Source organism: Sedimenticola selenatireducens (assembly GCF_963675335.2).
GTDB classification, from domain to species: domain Bacteria; phylum Pseudomonadota; class Gammaproteobacteria; order Chromatiales; family Chromatiaceae; genus Sedimenticola; species Sedimenticola selenatireducens.
In genome coordinates, this window is sequence record NZ_CAXXYC010000004.1 from 92,799 (window position 1) to 116,782 (window position 23,984).

Genomic DNA, 23,984 nt, shown 5'->3' on the forward strand with positions numbered 1-23,984 from the left:
TCGAATTAACCGGTCTGGTTATCCCACACCCCGGGGGCCAGGCCCGCATCCCGGGACCAGACCAGTCGGCCTATGATTTTGAATCGGGCCACCGAAAGCGCCCCGCGCTTGGCGCGTCCGCTGCTGGATTTATCCATGAATTCGAGCAGCTCTTCCCGGTCCGCTTCATAGAGTTCATAGGGTTCATAATCGTCGTCCATGAGCACCAGCACCACACAGTCCCAGGGCTGATCGGCCTTGATCTGCCCGATCCGCTGACCGGTCTTGCTCTCATCGAATATGGTCCGGCTCTTGATCTGAATGCGCAGGCCATCGCGCGCCGGGTCGATCGCATCGTAGCCGCCCACGGAGGAATCCACCGGCGCCAGGCGCAGCAGACGCATGGCATCGTGCAGGGCAATCTCGTTGCTTATTCCGGGCAAAGGCTTGCCCATGGTCCGCCGATACTCCGCTGCGAGCTGGCGTGCCTGGCCGATCAACTTGTCAGCGGCATAGAGGCTCATGCCGATAAATCTCCCCGGATATCAATGGCTTTCAGCGGAATTGTATCCTAAACCGTGTTCAACTGCCGCATCCTTGGGAAAAACACCCATAAGCGTCTGTAGCCGCAGCGGAATCAATTAAGCATCCGCGCCTTGCGTTCGGCCACCTTGGCTCCGGTGATATCTCCGCTGGCCCGTTTCGCCTTGGCAATCAACTGCCAGCTATCCCGCTTCAATACCACATCCGCGCCCGCCAGGGTGAGGGATTTGCTGGCCAGGTCGGACGCAAGCCCGTATTGCCCCTGGGTGTAACGCAGATCGGCCAGACGGTACCAGAGATGACCATTTCGCGGCTCAATACGCAGTGCACGCTCAATAGTACCGACCGCCCCGTTCAGGTCATTGTTCCGCTCCTGCTCCTGGGCCGCTTTCAACAGCGAACCGACGGCCTTGCTGTGCAACGGGACCAGGGGCAGCACCGGAGCCGGTTCATAGGCGCTGATCTGTATATCCCGCTCCCTGGCGGGTGCCACTACCACCGCACTTTCACGCTCGGTATTGTCCGGCGGGGGCGGACGCTGTCCAATCTCTGCAGCGGGTCGTTGCGGTGCCGTGTAACAACCAGCCAGCAGCAACCCCGGCAGCAGCAGCGCGCCAAAATTTTTCCAGTTCATTCAAAAAAACTCCGAAACAGCCGCCGGATCGAGGTTCCCGGCTGCCCCGCACAGGAAGCAGTCACGGTGGGCGCCGAACCGGCGATAAAAGGGTATTGCCTTGCATCCGCGCATCCTTCATCGGCCCTGAAGCCGGACGCCGGATCAATCCACACCGTCTCCACCGAATCGGGCCGTAACAGTGAAAGCGGCAACGGATGCATACGCCGCATCATATCACCCCAGACCTGCAATGCGCCCGTTGCCCCGGTCAAGCCTGCCGGTTTATTGTCGTCTCGCCCGACCCAGACCACGGCCACCTTGTCACCGCTGAAGCCGGCAAACCAGCTGTCGCGCAGCTCATCCGTAGTGCCGGTCTTGCCAGCAATACTCAGTGAACTGTCAAGATATTTTGCCATCCCCTGCCCGGTACCATTGCGCACCACCTCCTGCAGATTGCGGTTCAGCAGATAGACCGGACCGGCGTCCACCGACTGACGTACGGTCAACGGATAGCGCTGCAGCGCCTGGCCACTGTTGGACTGGACTCCACGAATGGCCCGCAGGGGCGAGTAAAAACCCCCGGCGGCAAACGTCTGATAGAGCTGGGCCACTTCCAGCGGCGTGAGCGAGACCGAGCCAAGCAACATGGCCGGCACCGGGGTGATTGGCCGACTTATACCGAGTTGTTCCAGCAGATCGGCGACCGATCCCAGCCCGATATCCATGCCCAGCCTGACCGTCGCCAGGTTGTAGGATTTGGCCAGTGCCAAATGCAGCGGCACCTGCCCGTGAGAACTGTGATCATAGTTCTCGGGAACCCAGCGTTCGCCCTCCCGGCCAGCGATACTCAACGGACTGTCATCCAACAGCGTCACCAGGTTGTAACGGTCGGAGCGCTGCAAGGCCGCCAGATACACGACCGGCTTGACCAGGGAACCGATGGGCCTGACCGCATCCAGGGCACGATTGAATCCAGCATATCGGGCACTCCGGCCACCCACCAGGGCCCGCACCTCGCCACTCTCACCATCCACCAGGACCGCCGCACTCTCCAGTTTTCCGCCAGGCAGACGATACTGCTTCTCCAGGGCGCCCAGGCGCTCCGCGACGGCGCTTTCCGCCTGCTGCTGTGCCCAGGGATCGAGCGTGGTGAAGATGCGCAGCCCCTCGGAAGTCAGGTCCTCTTCCCGGTAATCCCGGTGCAGCTGCCGCCTCACCAGATCCATGAAGGCCGGATAACTACCCCGTCCGTGCCCTTTCTGCTGCACCCCGAGCGGCCGCTGTTGCGCTGCCCTGGCCTGCTTGGCGGTGATCACACCCTGCTCCTGCATCACCCTGAGTACCAGGTCACGCCGCTCCTTGGCGCGCTGCGGGTGGCGTCTGGGATCATAGAGGGAGGGACCGCGCACCTGGGCCACCAGCAGCGCCATCTGCGCCAGATCCAGCTCCCGCAGGCTGCGGTTGAAATAGAAATGACTGGCCAGCCCGAAGCCATGGATCGCACGCCCTCCGTCCTGCCCCAGATAGATCTCGTTGGCATAGGCACCAAGGATCTCCTCTTTGCCATAATGGGCCTCCAGCAGTAACGCCATGGCCGCCTCATTCAACTTGCGCCAGAGGCTTCGCTCCCGGGTAAGATAGAAGTTCTTTACCAGCTGCTGGGTCAGGGTGCTGCCCCCCTGCACCACCCCGCCGGCCCGCAGGTTGGCCCAGACGGCCCGGGCGATGGCCCGGGGATCGACGCCGTGATGCTGATAGAAGGTGCGATCCTCCATCACAATCAGCGCCTGCACCAGCGGTTCGGGCAAATCCTCGCGCTGTACCAGCACCCGATCCTCATTGTGCGCCGGATAGATACTGCCGATCTCCGGCGCTTCCAGCCGCACCAGGGCCAGCTCCCCGCCACCTGCTTCGGACAGGCTTTCAATCCGCTCACCCGCAAAGCGGATATCCAGGAAGCGGCCCGGCTCCTGACTGTCCCAGAAATGGAAATCACGGGCCTTGATCAGGAAGCGTCCGGCGTTACGCGACCAACTGGCTGCCTGTTTGGGATAACTGACCCGCTGGTAGCCCATGCGCCGCAGTTCCGCCACCAGCTGATCCGGTGTCACCGGCGCCCCCGGATAGAGCTCCAGCGGTCGCCCATACACCCTCGCCGGCACGGCCCAGCGCTTGCCTTCGAACTTGGTCGTGACGGTGTGATCCAGGTAGAGCAGATAGACCCCCAGCACCAGGGAGAAGAGAAAACCGATGGCCAGCAGCCGGCTTATCCAGCGCCGGGCACGGCCGCTGCTGCGACCTGTCCTTGACTTCGACCGACGTCCCCGGGTGCGGGTGGATGTTTTACGCTTTGCGGAAGACTTTGCGCGTTTTGCGGGAGTTTTGGCCATCGGGTGCTAGTTAAATACTCTGTTATGAGATGATGCCTGCCTGTCGAATCAGCAGGGCATTGGATCTACCGCTTGTCAGCCAGGGGGAACAGCTGCAGCCGGTTGGCGATCTGGCCATGCAGATCATCCACCCAGGCCGGCGCATTTTCAGCCAGCGGCTGACGCGGCCTGAAGCGGTAATCCCTGGGCGTGATCAGTACCGATACATTGGCTTCGCCAATCATTGCCGCCAATACAAACAACTCCTCGGCGGCACTGTCCCCAACCGCAAGACAGCCGGTCGACACCCGTCCGCCATGAATAAAGATATCCCCACCCAGATTGCTTCTGCCGTCCTCTTGCGCCTGTTGGCGGTCAAAGGCGTTCGGATAATCCAGTTTCAGCGACAGGTGGTAGGCACTATTGGGGTTTAAGAGTTCAATCCGGTACTCGCCTTCCGGTACCTGCCGATCGCCTTCCTGCAGCTTCGGGCCGACGCGGCCGCTCATCGCTTTTACCCGATAGTCCTTAATGTGTTGCCAGACACCATCGTTCAGTGCCCACAGTTCCATCAGCCGGGTATCCTTGAAGGCTACCAGCGAGACCCGCTGCGGTGGCCACTCAACTCCGGCAAATGCAAATCTTGGTTGTAACCGCGACTCCACCTTGTCGCCATAGTGTGTTATCACGTCGGCTACCGTGCGGTTCACCCCGAGCGCCAGGACCGGCGATGAGTGAAAACAGAGCAGGCCGACCAGCAGAACACTGATCAACCGCATTAAACGAGTCGCTGGGTTAGCCGGGGATGATTGCTGAAGTGCCTGAACGTCCATAGCCCCGCATATCTACACTATACTGTGGAAAAATGAAACTGCGGGGTGTGGTTCGGCTCACAGATCCTGGCTTGTTGGCCAGATCATCAGCCATTACCGGCACCAATAAACCGCAAACGGCCACGCAGCGTAATCATTGTGGCCGACGAGGGTATCACAACCATTTTACGGACCAGAGGGCGACACGGCATGTGGGTCATCATCCAGGGGATCCCACTCAACACCACCCAAAAAGAGCTGCAACGGTTCCTCAAGCGGCAGCTCGGACACAAGGGTTGGTTTGGCTTGCCGGTCAGGCAACAGACCCGGCTGAAGAGTGCTGCCATTCTTAGAATGACCGATCGAGTGACCGGCACAGTTGAGTGCCACGGACTGGCCCAACTGGAGACCCTGGATCGCGATATGGAGACTCTGCGAACCCTGAACGGCCATCGGCTGCATGGCAGGGCGGTGACGGTCCGCAAGTACTATCACCGCTCCGCCAGACCACAAGGGGCGAGACGGAATATACCCTCGCTGAAATCGGAGCGGCGCCGGCTCGACCTGCATGTCGAGATGGCCTAGGGGCAACCCCTTCCCGCGGTTGCACTGGATTGTACCGGTCGGTTTTACTTCATCCAGACTACAAACTGATCCGGAGTCATGGAGCGCCCCTTGGGCGCCGACAATTGTTTCGCCGATCTGTCGGCGGGCACGCCCCGCCCTGTAAACGGCCCCGCCTCCAGACTCGTTTATGGATTGGTGAATACTTGGGCCATACACCAACAGTGTTGCCCTGGCGCTACTGCTTCAGTTCATCTTCGAATGCCAGCACCACATCCTTGAACCGGGTACGATTCACCTCATTCAGACTCATCAGGGCCCGGTGTGCCTCCAGCAGTAACCGGCTGCTGGTCGGGTTTTCGCCCTCAAGCGAAGGAATTTCCGCTACCGCATCCAGAGTCGTATCCAGTGTCTCCACAATATCGAATTCCTGATCAAAACCCACCGCCTCCAGCAGTTCGTTGATATCGGGCTGGTTTGATATCAACGTTACCTTGGGCAGCCCGGCCTTTTTCATTGCCCTGGACAGCCGGGCAAGCATGCCCAGGTTGGTGCTGTCGATGCTCAGAACCTCGGTCAGGTCCACGACAAATCCCTGAATATCCGGTCGTTGCAGCAGTTGCTGAAGATACCGATCCAGCGCCACGCAGAGCGTGTGCCGCACATCGCCCCGATATCGGAGTACTTCCACCCCATTGTGCGATCCATGCAGTATCTGGCCATTACTCATTTCGCTCACCACGCACAATAGATAAAAACGCGATATCGTCCGGTATCTCGTCCATTTGTTCAATATCGAACCGATCCACCAGTTCCTCTATGGTCGGCGCCCCCCTGGACACCATCTGCTGCAGCCACTCGGTTCTTCTGCGTGCCGAGTCCCGGGGAAACAGTTCAAGAATGCCGTCCGAAATCATCAGAAACTGCTGCACGGGCTGAAAATCGATCTGGTGCTGGGTATAGATTGAATCTTCAAACAGACCCACCGGCTTATCATGACTGGTCAGTGTGGTGACCTGTTCTCCAGTGAACAGCATCGGATAGGGGAACTGACCTCCGGAACAGAAGCGCAGCCGATGCTCCCGAATATCCAGCACGCCATAGAAGATGGTCAGGTATTTTTCAATCGGTGACTGATAGATCGCCCGGTTCAGATGATCGAGCATTTCATGCGGTTGCCGGATCACCTCCTCCTGGGCATGCTGGTACGCATCCAGGTGTTTCTCGAACAATGTCTTCAACATCACCGTAACAAAGGCGGAGGCGGCGCCGTGACCGGAGATATCGGCTATGTAGAAACCCACTTCGTGATTACCGATCGGAAAATAGTCGACAAAATCACCACTCAACAACAGCGAAGGGAGGAGCTTGCGACGGAACAGGTAGTCTCCGTACTGTACCTCAGGAGGCGGTAACAGACTGGACTGGAGGGCGCGGGCCGCCTCTTCATCTTCACGTAACTGGCCCAGGGCAATCGAGAGCTCCTGGTTCAGGGTCTCCAGGTGTTTCTGATAATCCCGGTTCTCCTTGATCAGACGCGCCCGGTTCAGGGCGCGTTCGATGGCCGTATCCAGAATCTGGAAATCCACAATCGGCTTGGTAATGTAATCCCAGGCGCCGCGCTTCAGCGCCTGTATGGCGTCACTCACCTGGTTGGCGCCTGACACTATGATAATGGGCGTGTCGGGGGAAGATTCAGCAATGGTGGAGAGTACATCCAGGCCATCCATGCCTGGCAAGCGCAGATCACAGAGGACCAGGTCCGGCTTGGCCCTGTTGAACGCCTCGATCCCCTCAACCCCGTTGGCCGCCTCGATAAAGTCGTACTCCAGGTCCTCCAGATGAGCCACCAGGCTGCGCCGAACCGCGGTCTCATCCTCAATGGTTAGAATACTTACTGCTTGATCCATTATCGTTCCAGGGATGCTTTTATCGCTTGCCAACCGGATACCCCCAGGCCGCCCGCCTTTGCGACCGTGTGTGCCTGTACCCTAGTTTAGACAGCATATCCATAATACGGGTAGTTTAATTTCGCCACGGCCAATGCCTTGTGGCAGAAAATGTACCAGCTGGATAACCGGCGGAGCAAAATACCTGTGGAACGGGAAAAGGGCTATTGCGAGGCAGCAAGCAGGTGGGGGTACTCCCTGGCGACCCCGGAGTTACATCTGGAAATTATTCCAATGCAACCCCGGAGCAAACGGGGTCAACGTTTGATCCCCTGATCGTCCCAGAACGGCCGTCTTGCCTCCTGCTCGGCGTCCAGTCGGCTGATGCCGATATCCTTCAGCATCTCATCACTCAACGTCTGCAACAGATAGCGCTCCCGGGCGAGCATGCGCCAGCGGTGAAAGCGATCGGTCAGCTGGCGTAGCAGCCAGCTTACGGTCAATCTGCGTGGTTTGCTGATACCCGTGTTCCGGGAGATGGCAGAAGTAAAGGGCTGACCCATTGAAATAGTATTTCTCATAACGCCTCCTGATCCGATTGACCGGATGGTTGTTTCCGGTTGCAGAAAGTCTGGACCCGTGCTAAACATTGTTCAAACGAATAGTTTTGATGCAATACATCAACAGACATGATGGGTTAAAAATGGCACCGATACTGGATAATGAATTGCTGCGCACCTTTGTTGCCATCGCCGATGCGGGTGGATTTACCCGTGCCGCCGAGGTGGTGCATCGCTCCCAGTCCGCCGTCAGCATGCAGATGAAGAAGCTGGATGAACTGGTCGGGCGTCCGCTGTTCGAGAAGGTGGGACGGGGCATGGTATTGACCCCGGACGGCGAGGTACTGCTCAATTACGCCCGGCGTATCCTGCGCCTGCATGAAGAGGCGGTCTCCACGCTACAGCAACCGGACATGGTGGGCAGCGTGCGCATCGGGATTCCGGATGACTATGTGGCCGCCTTTATTCCGCGGATTATGGCCCGGTTTGCCAAATCCTACCCGATGGTGCAGGTCGAGGTGATCTGCAAAGGCAGCGAGCACCTGACCAAGTCAGTGAAGGCGGGTGAGATTGACCTGGCAATCGTCACGGCGGTGCCGGGCAGCATGGACGGTGAAGTGCTGCGACGCGAGTCGACCGTCTGGGCCACTTCCAAACACCACTTCATCCACGAACAGGAGCCGCTGCCGCTGGTGCTGTTCCAGCCCGGCTGTATCTTCCGCCACTGGGCCATGAAGGCGCTGGACAAGAGTGGCCGCCCCTACCGGGTCGCCTACTCCAGCCCCAGCATCACCGGCATCGAGGCGATCGTCGGCTGCGGTCTGGGTGTGACAGTACTGGTAGGCAGTATCGTGAACGAGAACATGCGCATACTGACCGCCGCCGAGGGGTTTCCGGACCTGCCGGAGTCCGCCATTACCTTGTTGCGTTCCAAGGTCTCCGCCTCGCCCGCCATCAACTGCCTGGCGGAGTATATTTTCGAGGGATTCCGCGACAACCAGGCCAGCGCAGCCTGACCGTCCGGTGATAGAATCGGAGCCGTATCAACCGTTGGAGTCATCAGATGTTTACCGGAATCGTCCAGGGGACCGCCGAAGTGGTCGCCATCAATGAAAAGCCACAGTTTCGCACCCACACCCTGCGCATGCCGCCGGAGCGGCTCACCGGCCTGGAACCCGGTGCCTCGGTGGCCCACAACGGCTGCTGCCTGACGGTTACCGCCATTGAAGAGGACCGGGTCTCGTTCGATCTGATGCAGGAGACCCTGCGCATTACCAACCTGGGACTGCTGAAACAGGGCGACCGGGTCAATTTCGAACGGGCAGCCCGCTTTGGTGATGAGATTGGCGGACACGCGATGTCCGGACACATCCTCTGCATGGCCCCCATCACCCGGATCATCCGCAGTGAAAACAACCGCCAGATCTGGTTCCGGCTACCGGAACCGTATCGCCGCTATCTCTTTACCAAGGGCTATATCGGCATTGACGGTATCAGCCTGACCATCGGCGAAGTGGATGGTTGCGACTTCTGTGTCAACCTGATTCCAGAGACCCTGGAGCGAACCAACCTGGGTTTCCGGGAGGAACAGGAACTGGTCAATATCGAGATCGACCCCCAAACCCAGGCGATTGTGGATACCGTGGAGCGTGTGCTGGCGGAGCGCATGGACAACGGCAACTGATCAGCCGGCCGCCATCAGCTCCCTGATCCGCCGCTGCAATACCGGCACCACCTCCGCCTCAAACCAGGGGTTCTGACTCAACCAGCGATTGTTACGCGGGCTTGGATGGGGCAGCGGCAGCAGGTCGGGCCAGTAGTCCCGCCAGCTTTTCACCGTCTCGGTCAGATTGGTCTTGCGATTGCTCCCCAGATGCCAGACCTGGGCATACTGGCCAATGGCCAGCACCAGGCGGATATTGGGCAGCCGGGACAGTAGCTGTTCCCGCCACTGGGGGGCACATTCGGGACGCGGCGGCAGATCACCGCTTTTACCGGTACCGGGATAACAGAAACCCATCGGCAGAATGGCCACACGGCTTACATCATAAAACTGTTCACGCTCCAGCCCCATCCAGATGCGGAGTCGATCCCCGCTGGGATCATTGAATGGGATACCGGTCTCATGCACGCGCCGCCCCGGGGCCTGTCCGGCAACCAGAATCACCGCCCCGGGATCCGCTCTGAACACGGGTTTTGCACCCAGCGGCAAATGTTCAACACAGATAGTGCAGTCACGGACCTGTTGGATGAGTGAAGTAAAACGCTGCCTGGACATGCCACGGGTCTCCGCAAGGAAGCACCCGGGAACGATAGCAACTCAGGAGGGCAATGTGTAGTGGCCACGTAAGGGGGTCGAAGTCAAAAATGACTCCGACCCGGAATGGTTAGAACGGCAGATCAGACTCCAATCACAACCGCCTTGCTGGCACCGGCAATATTGGCCTGGAAAATCGCCTTGTGTACATCGCCCAGACTCAGCATGCCTTGCAGCACCCCCCCTTCAGCCACTGGAATTCTGCGAAACTTGTGCCGGACCATGGTGGTAGCAGCCTGCAGGATATGGTGATTGGGTGACACGGTAATCACATCGGTAGCCATCAGGTCGGCCACCTTGAGATTTACCACATCCTTGTACTTGTCCATCATGCCGGAATAATCTCCCGCTCCCAGTCCGTCCGTCATCATATCTTCCAGGGTAGGGAACATGCGATGGAACACATCCTTCTCGGCAATAAAGCCGACCATCTTCTCATCCTCCATCACTGGCAGACCGCTATAGCGATAGAGACACATCAGGGATACCACCTCCAGCAGACCGGTTTCAGGCGTAACTGTCCGTGGCGACTTGGTCATTATCTCTTTAACCTGCATCGATTTATCCTCCAAGGTTTTGCACAACATCGGTTGAATAGTGCAACCAGATTCGGCATGGCAACGCTGTTATTGTTATTCGTTGCAGACGGTAACGACAGGCAGTGGTGGCTGTTATGAACAACAGGTCGAACCCATAACCACCGATATACCAAACCATCCTGACCGCGACCGAACCGTGGCTGACCTTAGTAATCGCTGATTTTTAACCCCCTTGTCCACCCGGTTTATCCTTATGCGGGCATAAAGAGCGAAAGATAAAAGCACCGTTACCCGTCACTCGCAAAAGGTCCATTTCGCATACCGTGACAACGAGTGTCACGCCCGAGAATTTGCAAGTATTCGAAATCCATTGGGATCTGGCCATGTTTTTTCAGGATCAATTCAGCAGGGCTATTTCATACTGTGCTCACGGTCGCTACTCCGATCGCCATTCAACACTGCCCAACTGGAGATTTAATTATGAAAACATCACATGCAATTTTAGCCATTGCCCTGACCGCCGCAACCTTTGGCGGGACCGCCTTTGCCGTATCAGCAACCGATAGCGCCAGCATGTCAAACGCAGCGGCTGACAACTGGTTGGCAATACCCGCAATCTACGCCAAGGTGACCGCCGCCGGCTTTAATGATATCTACGAAATCGAGCGCGAGCGCAATGGCTACAAAATCAAGGCCGTCGGTGCCAACGGCGAGCGGCTCAAGCTGTTTGTCGACCCGATGACCGGTGAAGTCCTTCAGTCCCGCTCCAAGCAGGACAAGTATCGCGGGGAGCGCACCGGCACCCAGCTATAAAACGACCACATGAGATGCCCCTGCTTCCACAGTTGAAGCGGGTTGCAGGGGCGCCTCCAAGTAATATAGCAGATCCGCCCCTGACGATAAGGCCGTTTATGAAGACCACCTGACCCACTTGGCTGGAGAAGCCGCTGGGCGGCATGGATCGCATCTACCGGTGCCCGCCGGATCCAGGGGATCAGGGGGGTAGGGAGCACTTATTCACCGCACTCAATACGCCCTTAACACCCACAAAAGAACGGGAGTTTACCTGAAAAGCGACTGTGCTTTTTAACCGGCGACAGATAGGATATCGGGCGGACCTCTTCATCGGCGCGATTGATCCAGCTCCCGGGATATACTGACCGACAAATGACCTATGTAACCGGCACCGCCCTTACCCTGGCTCTCCTGGCCAGCCTGTTTCTTGCCGCCCTGCACCTGGGTTTTCGGGCGCCACGTATGCGTGAGCGTGGGACGCCAGCGGATCTTGGATTGGCCTATGAAGCCGTGCGGATCCCGACAGCGTCAGGCAAACAACTGTTTGCCTGGTGGCTGCCGGTTTCAGCGGCCGACACCAGCATTATTATTCTGCATGGCTGGGGCGGCAACGCGGAACTGATGCTACCCATGGCGCAACCCTTCCAGCAAGCCGGGATAAACGTGCTGTTGATCGATGCGCGAAACCACGGCAACAGCGATGCTGACACGTTCTCGTCCCTGCCGCGCTTCGCCGAGGACCTTGACCACGCCATCGACTGGCTAAGACAGAAGCACCCTGTTCAATCGCGAAGATTGGCCCTGTTGGGGCACTCCGTTGGCGCTGGCGCCGCCCTGCTCTCCGCCTCACGAACGCGGGATATCACCGCCGTGATCAGCATATCCGCTTTCGCGCATCCGGAATGGATGATGAAACGCTATCTTCAGCGGTTTCATCTGCCCGATCTCGTTGTGGGTCTGGTCCTGAACTACGTGCAGTGGATTATCGGGCACCGCTTCAGCGATATCGCGCCTCTGAGTACGGTTTGCCGGATCGACTGCCCCATTCTGCTGGTGCATGGCCGGGCGGATACCACCGTACCGGTGGAAGACGCCAGGGCAATCGCCGCAGGTTGCCCGGAATCGAACATCACGCTGCTTGAAATCGATGAGGCAGAACACGACTCCGTCGACAAGATCGAGCAGCACGGCTTCGCGTTGGTGAGTTTTCTTCAACAGCAGGGCTTTGCCGGCCACACTATGCGGTCCTGTGAACATCCTCGACAGTGAACCCGGGAAGATGCTCTTCAGCATTGGTTGTCGGATTACGCAGCGCTAATCCGACCTACCGGGTGAATTGCACATGAGGACTGACTGAATGACTAGCCGTTCCCGGCGGGTCAATGGGTTGCCCTGTCTCCCCAAAGCGCTTGCAGACGTTGATCACGACCACAGTTCCAGCGATAGAATTTATAGCGAACCGGGTTATTTTTGTAATAATCCTGATGGTAACTTTCGTCGCCCGTTATCGGATAAAACGTTGCAGCCGGCAGGATCGGCGTAACCACTTGTTGATCGGGGAACTGCGCCTCCACTTCCCGTTTTGACTGTTCGGCTATTTTCCGTTCCTTGTCGTTTGCGACAAAGATGGCACTTAAATAACTGTGTCCCTTGTCGCAAAACTGTCCGCGATCATCGAACGGGTCAATATTCACCCAATAGTGAGCCAACAATTCCTGGTAACTCACCTTATCCGGATCATAGGTAATTTCCACCGCTTCATAGTGACCGGTGTGATCACCATTGTAAGTGGGGTTTTTCAGTGTTCCTCCGGTAAATCCTGAAATCACATCGGTGACACCTGGAAGTTTTTCAAAATCGGACTCCATGCACCAAAAACATCCGCCCGCCAGGATGGCCTTGTCGGCCAGGACACTCGATGTACCGAACAACAGACCGGGTAATAAAAAATATGCCCACTTAGGTTTCACGATGACTCTCCGTTTCGGTTTAACTGTATGACCAATAGCCCTACCTGATGACACCAGTATCTCAGACAACATTTGAGATAGGGGATGGCATTGGCGAGATAGTCAATTTACTTTCACCCTTATTGACCAGTCTGACAATCGAAATACTTCAGACGTTATCATTTTGTTATAAATGGCCAGGTACTTCGGATGAAATACAGTGCGATGACTGTCGGAATCACCTACCTCTGATTCGCAGGAACAGTGTTTTTAAACTATCGTTATACAAAGAAGCCGAAATAACTGACGATTGAAGTCCAGGATGGCCCTGAGGCAATCCCGCGCAGATGACGCGCATAGCAGTTGATGCTGTTGAGATCGCCGGGAAGTTTGCATTGCACATCACCCTACCATGGTCGGTGCGCCTAAAGTTGCCAACCTTGCCCTCGCAGGGTCCACTGATCCCGATCAGCCAAAGAGGCAGCCATGAAATCACTACTTCTGCTGGCAGCACTCACCACTCCGCCCCTGTCATTTGTCTCCATCGACTGTACACAATACGGACAACCAGGAGAGCCCTATCTGATTATGTCGCACCTGGGAACCGGTGTAACGGTACCGGTCAGAACACTGCACCAGCATCCCGAAGCCATGATGCTGCTCGAAGACATTGAAGCGGTGGTACACGAGCGTTGGATTGATCCCAGGTGTCAGTGGATCAAGTCATGACACTTGGCTGACCGGCACCGGCCGATGTCAAGACAATCCCACCCCTGGTGGTGTCGCGCCGGACATTTGGCTAAGGGAACCCTGATCAAGCCATGAACTCGTAATCTACACACGTAATGTCCGGCTTCTGCGTTATAAATCTGCGCAATGACCGGCTGTTACCTGTGAATCAGGCCTTGAACCTGATCATTCTGGCTCGCAAGCTACTTCGTCCAGGCTTAATCGGAGGTTCCCAAGGGGAAACACGCTTAGTGTTTGAGTTGCGATTGATGCACGATACGAATGTACGGTTTGGGAGCCTTCCACCCCTCGGGGAAGCTCCGTTTGGCGTCTGCATCCGATACCACCGGGACAATGATGACATCTTCACCCATATGCCAGTTCACCGGCGTCGCAACCTGGTACGCCGCGGTTAGCTGGCAAGAGTCCAGGGTGCGCAGGATCTCATCAAAATTGCGCCCGGTGCTCATGGGGTAAGTGAGCATCACCTTGATCTTCTTGTCCGGGCCGACAATGAAGACCGAGCGCACGGTGGCATTATCCACCGCGGTGCGGGAGCGAGCGTCGTCACCGACATTGGGATGAATCATATCATAAAGCTTGGCTACCTTGAGGTCGGTATCACCGATCAAGGGGTAGTTCAAGGCGTGGCCCTGGGTCTCCTCGATATCCTTGGCCCAGCGTTGGTGGTCTTCCACCGGGTCCACGCTCAGACCGAGGATCTTACAGTTACGCTTGTCAAACTCCGACTTCAGGCCCGCCAAATAGCCCAGTTCCGTGGTGCAGACTGGGGTGAAGTCTTTGGGATGGGAGAACAGAATTGCCCAACCGTCACCGATCCATTCATGGAATTTGATCTTTCCCTGGGTAGATTCCGCAACGAAATCAGGGGCTTCGTCGCCGAGTCGTAAAGTCATGATAAACCTCCTTCGCCCGTCGGGGCGGATGCACAAATTGCGCACCAAAATAATAGTTGAGTATTTTACTTGGTCAAATGACTTTTTAGCATATAAGCGCAGTGTTTTAGACCGAATAATTTTGCCCGGGACGCCGCTTCCCGAGTCGAGGCGAATTTAAAACTTTTCTTGGGATCGGGATGGTCTAGACTCTACGTTGTCAGCATTTTAATTCAGACTCAAAATCCCGATACAGGACACTTAATATCCTACACTGAAGCTGTGTAGCGAGTTTATGGAGTCAAAAATAGTTTACGGAGGAGACAACAATGCAACACAAAGCCATTGCACTACTATTCGGCGCTAGTGCCCTTTGCGGTTCATTCATGCTGACTGCGGAGGAACTTCGCCCCATGGGCTTCTTTGTCACCAGTATAGGTTTGGGTGACGGCGCCAACCTGGGCGGACTCGCCGGTGCCGACGCGCACTGTCAAAAACTGGCCACGGCAGCCGGCGCAGGCAACCGGGAGTGGCGTGCCTATCTCAGCACCGAAGAACCGGACAAGCGGGGTATTTCCGCCCGGGATAGAATAGGCAACGGTCCCTGGTATAACGCCCACGGCGTATTGATCGGTGCCAATCTCACCGACCTGCACCTGTACAACAATAAAATTACTCTTGAGACGGCGCTGGATGAAAACGGCAACCGGATCAAGGGGCGTTACGACAAACCCAATCAGCATGACATCCTGACCGGCAGCCAGGATGACGGCACCGCCTATTTCCCGGATGATGCAGATCACACCTGCAACAACTGGACGAGCAATGGCGAAGGCAGCGCCCAGGTGGGGCACCATGACCGTCACGGCGGCGGCAATACCTCCTGGACCTCGGCCCATGGCACGCGTGGCTGCGGTAAGGATGATCTGCCCAAAACCGGCGGTAACGGCTACTTCTACTGCTTCGCCGCTGACTGACCCGGACCGGTGCCGGTTTCGACCGATTCCGGCACCGCGCCTCCGGTTAGCAGGATGAGCAAAGCGCAGCGTGCCCAGCAAGACTGAAAAGAAACCAGACCCAGGCAACGCTCGCGCCTTTCCCCGTAATCACACCAGATAGACACCTCTCCGTGAGGTGTCAATGAGCGGTTTATCAGCGCAATCTCTACATCGACTTGAATCCATGCTTGAGGCGGGCTTGCATGGCGTATCGAGCGAACTTCACACCTTTGAATTCCGTCTGCTCGATTTCCGTAACAACAAACCCATGTTGTTCAAACAAAGGTCGGGAAAACTCTGACGCCTCTGTTGTGACCACGCTGAATGCCCGCGCCCCCGCCTCTTCCAGCAAATGTCCCAATATGCCGCTGCCAACTCCCTTTCGCATCCATTCCGGCGACACGAACAGTGAAGAGATACGCCCATGCGCTTCAAGGCCGCCAAATCCGACACAAGCATTTTCACTATCAACTGCTACCAAAGTAGTGGCGCCTTTAAGCCAATTTTCAAACGCCTGAATATTTTCCGAAAAACTGGACCATGCCTCGATCTGCTCCTTCGTATAGCACTCTGCGCCCAAATGCCTAATTGAACCACGGTAAATCTTGGCAAGTGCTGGTAGGTCACTGTCCTGGTATTTACGGATATGGAACTGCATGAGCGATGTCATCGGATATCTATCATCGGTTGATTGAGCAACAATATATTGCGAGGGGGCGATGCGACTGTATGGCTGTCCCAAGATATCCAGGTAAACACCATACTGCCTTGTCCCTGTCAGTTTTCTATTTTCCCGCTACCACGGTCGTTTTAGTGCGCGATGCGTTGAACCGCACTTATCCGTCATCGGATATATCGATCACAAACTTTCCGACGTGCTGCTTGGTTTCGAATAGTTGCTGCGCCTCCGGGATCTGGGTTAGAGAAAACGTTTTTGCAACGACAGGTGAGATTTCACCGGCCTCAATTCGCTTGATAAGGTTTGGGAAAACCACCTCATCCAGAACAGTACAGCCGAACAAACTCAAATCCTTCAGGTAAAGTGTTCTGACATCCAGCTCCACAAACGGGCCTGCAATAGCACCTGAAACGGCATAGCGTCCAAAAGGCCTAAGTACATTCAACAGATCCGGCCACTGCTTGCCCGCCACCAGATCAATCACCACATCAACAGTGCCATTTCCCAGCTCTTGAACAAGACTGGCATCTCTCGCAAGCGTACGATCAGCCCCAAGATCCATAATCCTGTCTGCCTTGGATGGTGAGGTGACCCCGATAACCTGCGCCCTCCTCGCCTTGGCAAGTTGAACAACAGCAGAACCCACACCGCCTGATGCTCCAGTTACCAATACGACATCTTTTGCACCGACCTCGGCTCTGGTAAGCAGGTTTTCAGCGGTGGAATAGGAGCAGGGAAAGGATGCGAGTTCAATATCACTGAGCTTGCTGTTGATTTTATGGGCATGCCTGGCTGCAACAACCGTGTATTCAGCGAATCCACCGTCGCATTCGGAACCAAAATACCAGGGTTGATCCAGGACCTTGCCGCCTGCCTCCAGAATGCATGGCTCAACCAACACTCTTTCATTCAGAAGACTGGTGTCAACTTGCTCTCCAACGGCAACAACTTTGCCGCAAACATCAGCACCCTGGATTCGGGGTAGTTGTATGGGATTTCCCGCCCAGCCTGCGTCCTCACTGTCTCCGTTTGACTTCGAATACCACCCTATTCGGGTATTGATATCGGTATTGTTAACCCCGGCTGCGCTTATCTTTATCAATACATCGCGAGGCCCAGGAACAGGCACTGGGATATCGTCGCGAAGCACCAGTTTATCCAAGCCGCCATGTCCCGTTAGCTGGAGGCCTCTCATTACATTCGGTATGTCGTCCATATTAAATAACCTTTGACGCAAATCAGTGAGATCCCTTTGCTTAATCGATTGTCAAATCGATCACTTTTCGCAAAATTTCGGGGTGGTCAAACTCCCGCCCACCTACGGCTTTATAGGCAATGCGTCCATCGGGTCCGATAATGTAGGTTGTCGGCAAGCCTTTAACGCCCCATGTATCCATCGATACGGCATCGTAATCAAATAGCATATGAAAACTCGGGGATGGTTCAACCGTGCCCAGAAAGGAGAATACCGTGTCGATATCCTCGCCTATATTGACAGCGAGCACCTCCGCGTTCTTGTCCTTGACCGCCCGGTACAGTTTTTCCAGTGATCCCATTTCACGACGGCAGGGCGGACACCATGTTGCCCAGAAATTCACCACGACGACCTTTCCCCTCAAATCACTTAGATCAATCGTTTCATCATCCAGATTCCGGAATCGCAACGCGGGAGCCTCGCGTACTGTTTCCGCAGGGGTGAGACTGTGCGTCAACGGTGGTAACCCGACAGCCTGGGACAGGTTGGAAAACAGCATGAACAACACAGCCCCTGCTGCATACAGATTGAATCGGTTTTTATTCGGCACATTGCACCTCTTTAAGTCTGGCCCGGTACTCTTTACCCGCTACATCCCACTTCGCCGTGATATCAAACAGGCTACCGGCAGACAATCCCATGGAGAGCATTCCCTGGTTCCAGTCGCCTCCCGGCCGATACTCCTGCTCGGGTGGAAACTGTGCCCAGCGAAAGGCAATAACTGCCGATTTTTTCACTCCCGAGCCGGAAAGGCGCTCGACCCATTGATTCACCGGCACCAACTCATAATGCCGGCCGTTCACCGAAACAGGCCAGTTGCCGCTCACATAGTGGATAACCCCTGGCGCATTGTCATTGCGCAACACCGTCATGTAGACACAGGAAGAGGCATAGGGTTCTATCTGCGCCAACGTAAACCCCCGGTTGACATAAAATGCCCTGACCTGGTCAGGCAGCAGCTGGGTCAGCGAGAAAAACACGCCGTCAACTTGAATTTCCCATGTTTTCGCGCCTGTTACGGAGTCCACGCGACGGGTTTGCGAGACATCGGCATAGCTGGAGAACGATGACAGTACCAGTATTGATACGATTGTTATGGTTTTCATCTCAAACATCAAAGGACTTCACCACCGCAGGCAGTGGGTACATTTTTATCGGACCTTCCGCTCCACGGAGAGTGATTGCCACCTATCCTACCGTGCCCGTTCCCCGAGAGAAACCGGTAGCCTCAAGGCATCTGACTTCACCTACAGGCAGCAGGAATGAACACCGGGTAATTCTTTTATGTCTCTATTCCCCTTTTCCTGAAATCCGGTAACTTTGTCCAATTGTCACCAGCCTTGCAGAGTCCCCCGCTGATTACTGCTAAATTTATTACCACCCGTTGAACAGGTCACCGGTCTATAAATGGTAGTATCGAGTTACTGCACAGGCAGTAACCCCAGAATAGCGAGGGAAAAGAGGCATGCTGGACAAGCGTACATTTTATATCAATGGGCAGTGGGTTGACCCCATCAAGCCGGTCGAGCTGGAGGTGATCAACCCCAGCACAGAGGAGCCCTGCGCCACCATAGCACTGGGCGGACAGGCCGATACCGATGCCGCCGTTGCCGCCGCCCGTAACGCCTTTGGCGACTGGAGCCAGAGCGACCGGGAGCAGCGTCTTGCACTGCTGGAGAAACTGGCGGAGATCTACCAGGCGCGCAGTAACGAGATGGCAGAGGCCATCTCCAGCGAAATGGGCGCACCCATATCCCTGGCAAAAACAGCGCAGTGTGGTGCCGGAATCTGGCACATCAAGAACTTTATCCGTGCCCTGAAAACATTTGAGTTCGAGCGGCGACTCGGCCCCCATGCACCGAATGACCGCATTCTGCTGGAACCGGTTGGCGTTTGTGGCCTGATCACCCCCTGGAACTGGCCTATGAACCAGGTCACCCTCAAGGTGATCCCGGCCCTGGCCACCGGCTGCACCCTGGTGCTCAAGCCTTCCGAGATTTCACCGCTCTCCGCCATGCTGTTCGCCGAGATGATTGATCAGGCCGGCTTCCCGCCCGGCGTCTTTAACCTGGTCAATGGTGACGGCGCCGGGGTGGGCAGCCAGCTTACCGCCCACCCTGACGTGGACATGATCTCCTTTACCGGTTCAACCCGGGCAGGCATCGCGATCTCCAAGAGCGCCGCCAACACGGTCAAGCGCGTCAGCCTCGAGCTGGGTGGCAAGGGCGCCAATCTGGTCTTTGCGGATGCCGACGAAAACGCAATAAAGCGCGGGCTGCGCCATTGTTTCAATAACAGCGGCCAGTCCTGCAACGCACCGACCCGCATGCTGGTACAGCGGCCGCTCTACCAACAGGCGGTCGAAACCGCTGCCCAGCTTGCCGAGGGCACGGCGGTCGATCACTCCGCAAACGAGGGACGGCATATCGGGCCGGTGGTCTCACAGGCCCAGTACGACAAGATCCAACGGTTGATCCAGCAGGGAATCGATGAAGGCGCCCGCCTGGTGGCTGGCGGTCCGGGTCGCCCGGAGGGCATTGATCGGGGTTATTTCGTCCGGCCCACCGTGTTCGCCGATGTCGGCCAGGATATGCAGATCGCCCGGGAAGAGATATTTGGCCCGGTGCTCTCCATCACCCCCTTCGACAGTGAGGAAGAGGCGATCACCATCGCCAACGATACCGTCTACGGCCTGACCAACTATATCCAGACCCAGGATAGCACCCGGGCCATGCGGGTGGCACGGCAACTGCGCTCCGGCATGGTGGAGATCAACGGCCACTCACCGGGCGCCGGCTCACCCTTCGGCGGCTACAAGCAATCCGGCAATGGCCGCGAGGGCGGTGTCTGGGGACTGGAGGAGTTTCTTGAGGTGAAGGCCGTGAGTGGGTGGCCAAGTGAGGGGTAGTCTGGTGGCTATTGGTTTTATGGGCTGCAAACGGCGCGGGCACGGGGTACATGCCACGCCGTTTGGCTGTGTAAAATAACATCCACCCAACCCCTTTGGCTTATCATCCACTCATGACGACAATTATTTCCATTTCCAATCTTTGCAAGACCTATGAGAATGGCTACCAGGCGCTCAAGCGGGTCAACCTCGATATCCGAGAGGGCGAGATACTCGCCTTGCTGGGCCCGAACGGTGCTGGCAAAACCACACTGATCTCGGTGATATGCGGCTTGGTGTCACCCACTTCCGGCACGGTTTCCGTAGCTGGTTTTGACATCATTAAAGACTATCGACAGACCCGCAGGCGGATCGGACTGGTTCCGCAGGAACTCACCCTCGCAGCCTTTGACAAGGTCTGGGATACCTTATGCTTCAGTCGCGGCCTGTTTGGTAAAAAAGCCGATAACGCCTATCTCGAACAGCTGCTGAAAGATTTATCCTTGTGGGATAAGCGCAACGGCGAACTGCGCACGCTCTCGGGTGGCATGAAGCGCCGGGTGTTGATCGCCAAGGCCCTGTCCCATCAACCGAAAATACTGTTTCTGGATGAACCGACCGCCGGGGTTGACGTTGAACTGCGCAAGGATATGTGGCGTATCGTCAACCGGCTGCGCGATTCGGGTGTCACCATCATCCTGACCACGCACTACATTGAAGAGGCTGAACAGATCGCGGACCGGGTGGGCGTCATCAATAACGGGGAGTTGTTGCTGGTCGATGACAAAGCCAACCTGATGCAGGAACTGGGGCGCAAACAGATGATTATCGAACTCAAGGAGCCACTTAAAGAAATCCCCGAATCAATGGCCTCTTATGCGCTGGAACTTTCTGACGATGGGCATGAACTGATTTTCACCTACGACACCCAGGGCAAGAGCACCGGTATCACGGCACTGCTTCAGGCCATGCATTCAGCCGGGATTTCCATGAAAGACCTCAATACAACGCAAAGCTCGTTACAGGATATTTTTGTCAACCTGGTGCAGGCACAACAATGAATCTACAAGCAGTAAAAGTCATCTATAAATACGAGATGTTGCGTACCTGGCATACCCTGTTCCAGAGTATTGCATCACCGGTATTATCGACAGCGTTATATTTTATCGTATTCGGATCGGCCATTGGTTCACGCATACAGTCGGTTGATGGCGTAACTTATGGACTGTTTATTGTGCCTGGTCTGATGATGCTGTCGATTCTGACGCAGAGCGTTTCGAACGCCTCCTTTGGTATCTTTTTCCCCAAATTCACTGGTACCGTTTATGAGGTCATGTCAGCTCCGGTCTCATTTTTCGAGATCCTGCTGGGCTATGTCGGCGCCGCTGCGACAAAGTCGCTGATTATCGGCACCATCATCCTGATTACCGCCAGTTTCTTTGTTGATTTACGCATCGATCATCCCATCTGGATGGCCCTGTTTCTCATCCTGACATGTGTCTCGTTCAGCCTGCTGGGCTTTATTATCGGCCTGTGGGCGAACAACTTCGAAAAATTACAGATAGTCCCCCTGTTAATCATTACGCCGCTGGTGTTCCTGGGTGGAACCTTCTACTCGGTCAGTATGTTACCGCCCCTGTGGCAGACCATCACCCTGTTCAACCCGGTACTTTATCTGGTGAGTGGGTTTCGCTGGAGTTTTTTTGAGGTCTCTGATGTCAACGTAGGCATCAGCCTGGGCGTCATCCTGCTGTTTCTGGGGATCTGTTCCGGCATCGTGTGGTGGATGTTTAAAACAGGCTATCGCCTGAAACAATGAACAGGAATCAATGGGGTCAGAATGCACTGTACCCGTCTGATACCGATCCCGTAACATGACGACATGAACATGTTTTTCCTACTGATACTGCTTACCCAGAATGCCGCAGGTAACGTCAGCGCATCCTTTGTCGAGACTGATGGCCAGGCTCAGTGCGAAGTGAAGCAGAAGGTGGTGGAAGGGATCTTCAACACGGCCCAGGTCAAAATCCTGGAGAGCCACTGCATCGCCGGACGCTACCGGTTCAGCGAGTTCGGGCACGCCACATCATCGGCGACCAAGCGCCACTTCTACTGGATCGACTTCGATGCAACACCGATAGAGATAACGCGTGCACAGGGCTGGCGAAGCTGTATGGAGCGGGAGGCGGAAATCGACAGGGCTGGATACTACTGTGCCAGCTCCATCCAGCAGCAGCTGGATTAAGGATCAATGCAAGATCAATGGGTGACCCCCTTGATCTGCAAACACTTCCAAACGCCAAGCCGTCAGCGTCAGAATGAATAGCGTACGGAAACCAGGAATTCGTTTGCGGTAATGTCAGCAAAGGAACCGCCTTGATCGCTTCCATCAGCTTGAGATCATGTGCTCTGTGGTTACTCATAGGCCGTGCTTTCCATGCATAAAAACCACTTCTTGAAACACCATAGAGTTCACACAGGCGATTCAGTTTGTGTTTGTCACGGTTCTTCTCGATAAAAGCAAATATTACCGCTTTGTCTTCTCGAAGAACCGTTTCGCTTTTTTTAACAGATCAAGCTCCTCTGTACGATTTTCCAGGGCTCGCTCTAACTCCTTGATCCGCTTATTTGCTTTTGCCAACTCTGCTTCTTTTTCAACCAAAGGGTCTGTTCTTTTTTCTTGCCTCTTGGGTGATACCTTCTTTGATTTCATGTGCTTATTTTCCCGGAGTTCGCCGTTTTTGTACTCCATTCGCCAACGGTAAAGCATGACCGGGTGGATTCCAAGCGACTCAGCAATATCCTTGGCTATAACTTTAGGGTGATTAGCCAACTTAACGGCCTGATGCTTGAACTCTAGTGTGTATCTATCGTAATTCCGCTTCTTTGTTTGTCCCATCTCATACCCCTTCAACAGATCAGTCCACGACTGTCCATTAAAGTGGTGCTAGTTCACAGTCATATCATACGCATGCTGCCGCGCAGTTTGTATTCTGTCGTAGGCTATTAACTCAGCCTCATTGTGTCGCGGAGGTCACATACTTTTTCTTGATCTTAACGTCTAGCAGCACCGGAAAAATGCGAGCTTGCGAGCATTTTGTCCGCGTGGCTGCGCTTGTTAGCCACAATAAGCATTCGCTCTTAAATTTTGCACACCATACGCACGTAAGGCCGACCAGTACCGTCACGATAAAAACCAGGAGTAGAACTTTCAGTATCGTATGGATCTAAAAATTTGAGTGGTACCTTCGGCGGACAGAAGGCATCTGCGGCTAGGGCGCACTGTAGAGCGTCGGCGCAATAAACAACGTAATAATCTCTACCATCTTTGGTTTTAGTTGCAACAGGCTCAGAAGATTGACTTTCTATTGTGGCACATGATGAAATCATAAAAGTCGAAGCAACAGCAGTAAGTACAAAAAGCTTTTTCATTATAAAACCTCGTGGCTAACTGTATTATTCAGCGACATAGGTCGCCTATCCCTACGACACCTATCCGCCCATTAAAAAAACCAGAGTATCCATTAGATTCCCTGCAATTACAAGATGTTAGTTCCCACTTTTGATCTGCCGGTGAATTGCAAATACGACACGTGTCGTAAAACTTC

Annotated in this window: 28 protein-coding genes; 11 read left to right on the top strand and 17 right to left on the bottom strand. The window is 55.5% G+C overall.

Features of this window, described 5'->3' with window-relative positions; translation table 11 throughout:
• Positions 1–5: 5 nt before the first annotated feature.
• From ACHZBF_RS11650 to ACHZBF_RS11665, 4 genes are all read right to left on the bottom strand, one after another.
• Positions 6–503 carry a hypothetical protein gene (locus ACHZBF_RS11650; protein WP_029134463.1) on the bottom strand — a complete coding sequence of 166 codons (498 nt, stop codon included), beginning with the start codon at positions 501–503 and terminating at the stop codon, positions 6–8.
• A gap of 113 nt (positions 504–616) precedes the next feature.
• Complete coding sequence (locus ACHZBF_RS11655) at positions 617–1,156, bottom strand: tetratricopeptide repeat protein (RefSeq protein ID WP_321528523.1); 540 nt, start codon at positions 1,154–1,156, stop codon at positions 617–619.
• Positions 1,153–3,528 (bottom strand): penicillin-binding protein 1B, encoded by a 2,376-nt coding sequence (gene mrcB / locus ACHZBF_RS11660; protein ID WP_051302534.1) that lies wholly within the window; start codon positions 3,526–3,528, stop codon positions 1,153–1,155. The genes ACHZBF_RS11655 and mrcB overlap by 4 nt, the downstream gene beginning before the upstream one ends.
• A 65-nt stretch (positions 3,529–3,593) precedes the next feature.
• Positions 3,594–4,286, bottom strand: a complete 693-nt coding sequence (locus tag ACHZBF_RS11665) for a L,D-transpeptidase family protein (protein ID WP_051302532.1) — start codon at positions 4,284–4,286, stop codon at positions 3,594–3,596.
• Positions 4,287–4,529: 243 nt separating this feature from the next.
• On the opposite strand from ACHZBF_RS11665, the gene ACHZBF_RS11670 reads away from it, so the two are divergent.
• Entirely contained in the window at positions 4,530–4,904 is a 375-nt protein-coding gene (locus ACHZBF_RS11670; protein WP_321528524.1) for an RNA recognition motif domain-containing protein, read from the top strand.
• Positions 4,905–5,121: 217 nt separating this feature from the next.
• Here ACHZBF_RS11670 and ACHZBF_RS11675 read toward each other — a convergent pair whose 3' ends face one another.
• The 3 genes from ACHZBF_RS11675 to ACHZBF_RS11685 all read right to left on the bottom strand — a co-directional run bounded on the left by ACHZBF_RS11675 (position 5,122) and on the right by ACHZBF_RS11685 (position 7,353).
• Positions 5,122–5,613: an STAS domain-containing protein gene (locus tag ACHZBF_RS11675; protein WP_029134461.1), complete on the bottom strand. Its 492-nt coding sequence runs from the start codon at positions 5,611–5,613 to the stop codon at positions 5,122–5,124.
• Positions 5,606–6,793, bottom strand: coding sequence for a SpoIIE family protein phosphatase (locus ACHZBF_RS11680; protein ID WP_029134460.1), 1,188 nt, complete (start codon positions 6,791–6,793; stop codon positions 5,606–5,608). The genes ACHZBF_RS11675 and ACHZBF_RS11680 overlap by 8 nt, the downstream gene beginning before the upstream one ends.
• 296 nt (positions 6,794–7,089) lie before the next feature.
• Positions 7,090–7,353 (bottom strand): DUF1127 domain-containing protein, encoded by a 264-nt coding sequence (locus tag ACHZBF_RS11685; RefSeq protein WP_273440575.1) that lies wholly within the window; start codon positions 7,351–7,353, stop codon positions 7,090–7,092.
• A gap of 122 nt (positions 7,354–7,475) precedes the next feature.
• Here ACHZBF_RS11685 and ACHZBF_RS11690 point away from each other — a divergent pair, with 122 nt between their 5' ends.
• Entirely contained in the window at positions 7,476–8,348 is an 873-nt protein-coding gene (locus ACHZBF_RS11690) for a LysR substrate-binding domain-containing protein (protein ID WP_037375814.1), read from the top strand.
• Between the two features lie 47 nt (positions 8,349–8,395).
• Positions 8,396–9,016, top strand: coding sequence for a riboflavin synthase (locus tag ACHZBF_RS11695; protein ID WP_029134457.1), 621 nt, complete (start codon positions 8,396–8,398; stop codon positions 9,014–9,016).
• Here ACHZBF_RS11695 and ACHZBF_RS11700 read toward each other — a convergent pair whose 3' ends face one another.
• Both ACHZBF_RS11700 and ACHZBF_RS11705 read right to left on the bottom strand, forming a co-directional pair.
• Positions 9,017–9,610 carry a uracil-DNA glycosylase family protein gene (locus ACHZBF_RS11700; protein WP_321528525.1) on the bottom strand — a complete coding sequence of 198 codons (594 nt, stop codon included), beginning with the start codon at positions 9,608–9,610 and terminating at the stop codon, positions 9,017–9,019. It abuts the gene before it with no gap.
• A 122-nt stretch (positions 9,611–9,732) separates the two neighbouring features.
• The gene (locus ACHZBF_RS11705; RefSeq protein ID WP_029134455.1) at positions 9,733–10,206 is read right to left on the bottom strand and encodes a CBS domain-containing protein; all 474 of its coding nucleotides are present in this window, start codon (positions 10,204–10,206) and stop codon (positions 9,733–9,735) included.
• A gap of 462 nt (positions 10,207–10,668) precedes the next feature.
• On the opposite strand from ACHZBF_RS11705, the gene ACHZBF_RS11710 reads away from it, so the two are divergent.
• Positions 10,669–11,001: a PepSY domain-containing protein gene (locus tag ACHZBF_RS11710; protein WP_051302526.1), complete on the top strand. Its 333-nt coding sequence runs from the start codon at positions 10,669–10,671 to the stop codon at positions 10,999–11,001.
• Between the two features lie 354 nt (positions 11,002–11,355).
• Positions 11,356–12,252: an alpha/beta hydrolase gene (locus ACHZBF_RS11715; protein WP_321528526.1), complete on the top strand. Its 897-nt coding sequence runs from the start codon at positions 11,356–11,358 to the stop codon at positions 12,250–12,252.
• Between the two features lie 110 nt (positions 12,253–12,362).
• Here the strand turns inward: ACHZBF_RS11715 and msrA are convergent, their stop codons facing one another.
• Positions 12,363–12,953, bottom strand: coding sequence for a peptide-methionine (S)-S-oxide reductase MsrA (gene msrA / locus ACHZBF_RS11720; RefSeq protein WP_029134453.1), 591 nt, complete (start codon positions 12,951–12,953; stop codon positions 12,363–12,365).
• Positions 12,954–13,418: 465 nt separating this feature from the next.
• Between msrA and ACHZBF_RS11725 the strand changes: the two genes are divergently transcribed.
• Positions 13,419–13,661, top strand: a complete 243-nt coding sequence (locus ACHZBF_RS11725) for a hypothetical protein (protein ID WP_273440570.1) — start codon at positions 13,419–13,421, stop codon at positions 13,659–13,661.
• Positions 13,662–13,909: 248 nt separating this feature from the next.
• Here ACHZBF_RS11725 and ACHZBF_RS11730 read toward each other — a convergent pair whose 3' ends face one another.
• Positions 13,910–14,578, bottom strand: coding sequence for a peroxiredoxin (locus ACHZBF_RS11730; protein WP_321528527.1), 669 nt, complete (start codon positions 14,576–14,578; stop codon positions 13,910–13,912).
• A 308-nt stretch (positions 14,579–14,886) separates the two neighbouring features.
• Between ACHZBF_RS11730 and ACHZBF_RS11735 the strand changes: the two genes are divergently transcribed.
• The gene (locus ACHZBF_RS11735; RefSeq protein WP_335342974.1) at positions 14,887–15,534 is read left to right on the top strand and encodes a hypothetical protein; all 648 of its coding nucleotides are present in this window, start codon (positions 14,887–14,889) and stop codon (positions 15,532–15,534) included.
• Positions 15,535–15,721: 187 nt separating this feature from the next.
• Here the strand turns inward: ACHZBF_RS11735 and ACHZBF_RS11740 are convergent, their stop codons facing one another.
• From ACHZBF_RS11740 to ACHZBF_RS11755, 4 genes are all read right to left on the bottom strand, one after another.
• On the bottom strand, positions 15,722–16,225 hold the full coding sequence (locus tag ACHZBF_RS11740) for a GNAT family N-acetyltransferase (RefSeq protein WP_321528528.1): 504 nt from the start codon (positions 16,223–16,225) through the stop codon (positions 15,722–15,724).
• A gap of 166 nt (positions 16,226–16,391) precedes the next feature.
• Entirely contained in the window at positions 16,392–17,396 is a 1,005-nt protein-coding gene (locus tag ACHZBF_RS11745) for an alcohol dehydrogenase family protein (RefSeq protein ID WP_335342975.1), read from the bottom strand.
• Positions 17,397–17,490: 94 nt separating this feature from the next.
• Positions 17,491–18,039, bottom strand: coding sequence for a TlpA family protein disulfide reductase (locus ACHZBF_RS11750; RefSeq protein WP_321528530.1), 549 nt, complete (start codon positions 18,037–18,039; stop codon positions 17,491–17,493).
• Complete coding sequence (locus ACHZBF_RS11755) at positions 18,029–18,595, bottom strand: hypothetical protein (protein WP_321528531.1); 567 nt, start codon at positions 18,593–18,595, stop codon at positions 18,029–18,031. Before ACHZBF_RS11755 ends, ACHZBF_RS11750 begins: the two co-directional genes overlap by 11 nt.
• Positions 18,596–18,954: 359 nt before the next feature.
• Between ACHZBF_RS11755 and ACHZBF_RS11760 the strand changes: the two genes are divergently transcribed.
• The 4 genes from ACHZBF_RS11760 to ACHZBF_RS11775 all read left to right on the top strand — a co-directional run bounded on the left by ACHZBF_RS11760 (position 18,955) and on the right by ACHZBF_RS11775 (position 22,621).
• Positions 18,955–20,397 (top strand): aldehyde dehydrogenase family protein, encoded by a 1,443-nt coding sequence (locus ACHZBF_RS11760; protein ID WP_321528532.1) that lies wholly within the window; start codon positions 18,955–18,957, stop codon positions 20,395–20,397.
• A 113-nt stretch (positions 20,398–20,510) separates the two neighbouring features.
• Positions 20,511–21,437, top strand: coding sequence for an ABC transporter ATP-binding protein (locus ACHZBF_RS11765; protein WP_321528533.1), 927 nt, complete (start codon positions 20,511–20,513; stop codon positions 21,435–21,437).
• Positions 21,434–22,195 carry an ABC transporter permease gene (locus ACHZBF_RS11770; protein ID WP_029134444.1) on the top strand — a complete coding sequence of 254 codons (762 nt, stop codon included), beginning with the start codon at positions 21,434–21,436 and terminating at the stop codon, positions 22,193–22,195. Before ACHZBF_RS11765 ends, ACHZBF_RS11770 begins: the two co-directional genes overlap by 4 nt.
• Positions 22,196–22,258: 63 nt before the next feature.
• Positions 22,259–22,621, top strand: a complete 363-nt coding sequence (locus ACHZBF_RS11775; RefSeq protein ID WP_321528534.1) for a hypothetical protein — start codon at positions 22,259–22,261, stop codon at positions 22,619–22,621.
• Between the two features lie 282 nt (positions 22,622–22,903).
• Here ACHZBF_RS11775 and ACHZBF_RS11780 read toward each other — a convergent pair whose 3' ends face one another.
• Together ACHZBF_RS11780 and ACHZBF_RS11785 are read right to left on the bottom strand one after the other, a co-directional pair.
• Complete coding sequence (locus tag ACHZBF_RS11780; RefSeq protein ID WP_321528535.1) at positions 22,904–23,275, bottom strand: transposase; 372 nt, start codon at positions 23,273–23,275, stop codon at positions 22,904–22,906.
• 242 nt (positions 23,276–23,517) lie between these two features.
• On the bottom strand, positions 23,518–23,808 hold the full coding sequence (locus ACHZBF_RS11785; RefSeq protein ID WP_321528536.1) for a hypothetical protein: 291 nt from the start codon (positions 23,806–23,808) through the stop codon (positions 23,518–23,520).
• Positions 23,809–23,984 lie beyond the last annotated feature (176 nt).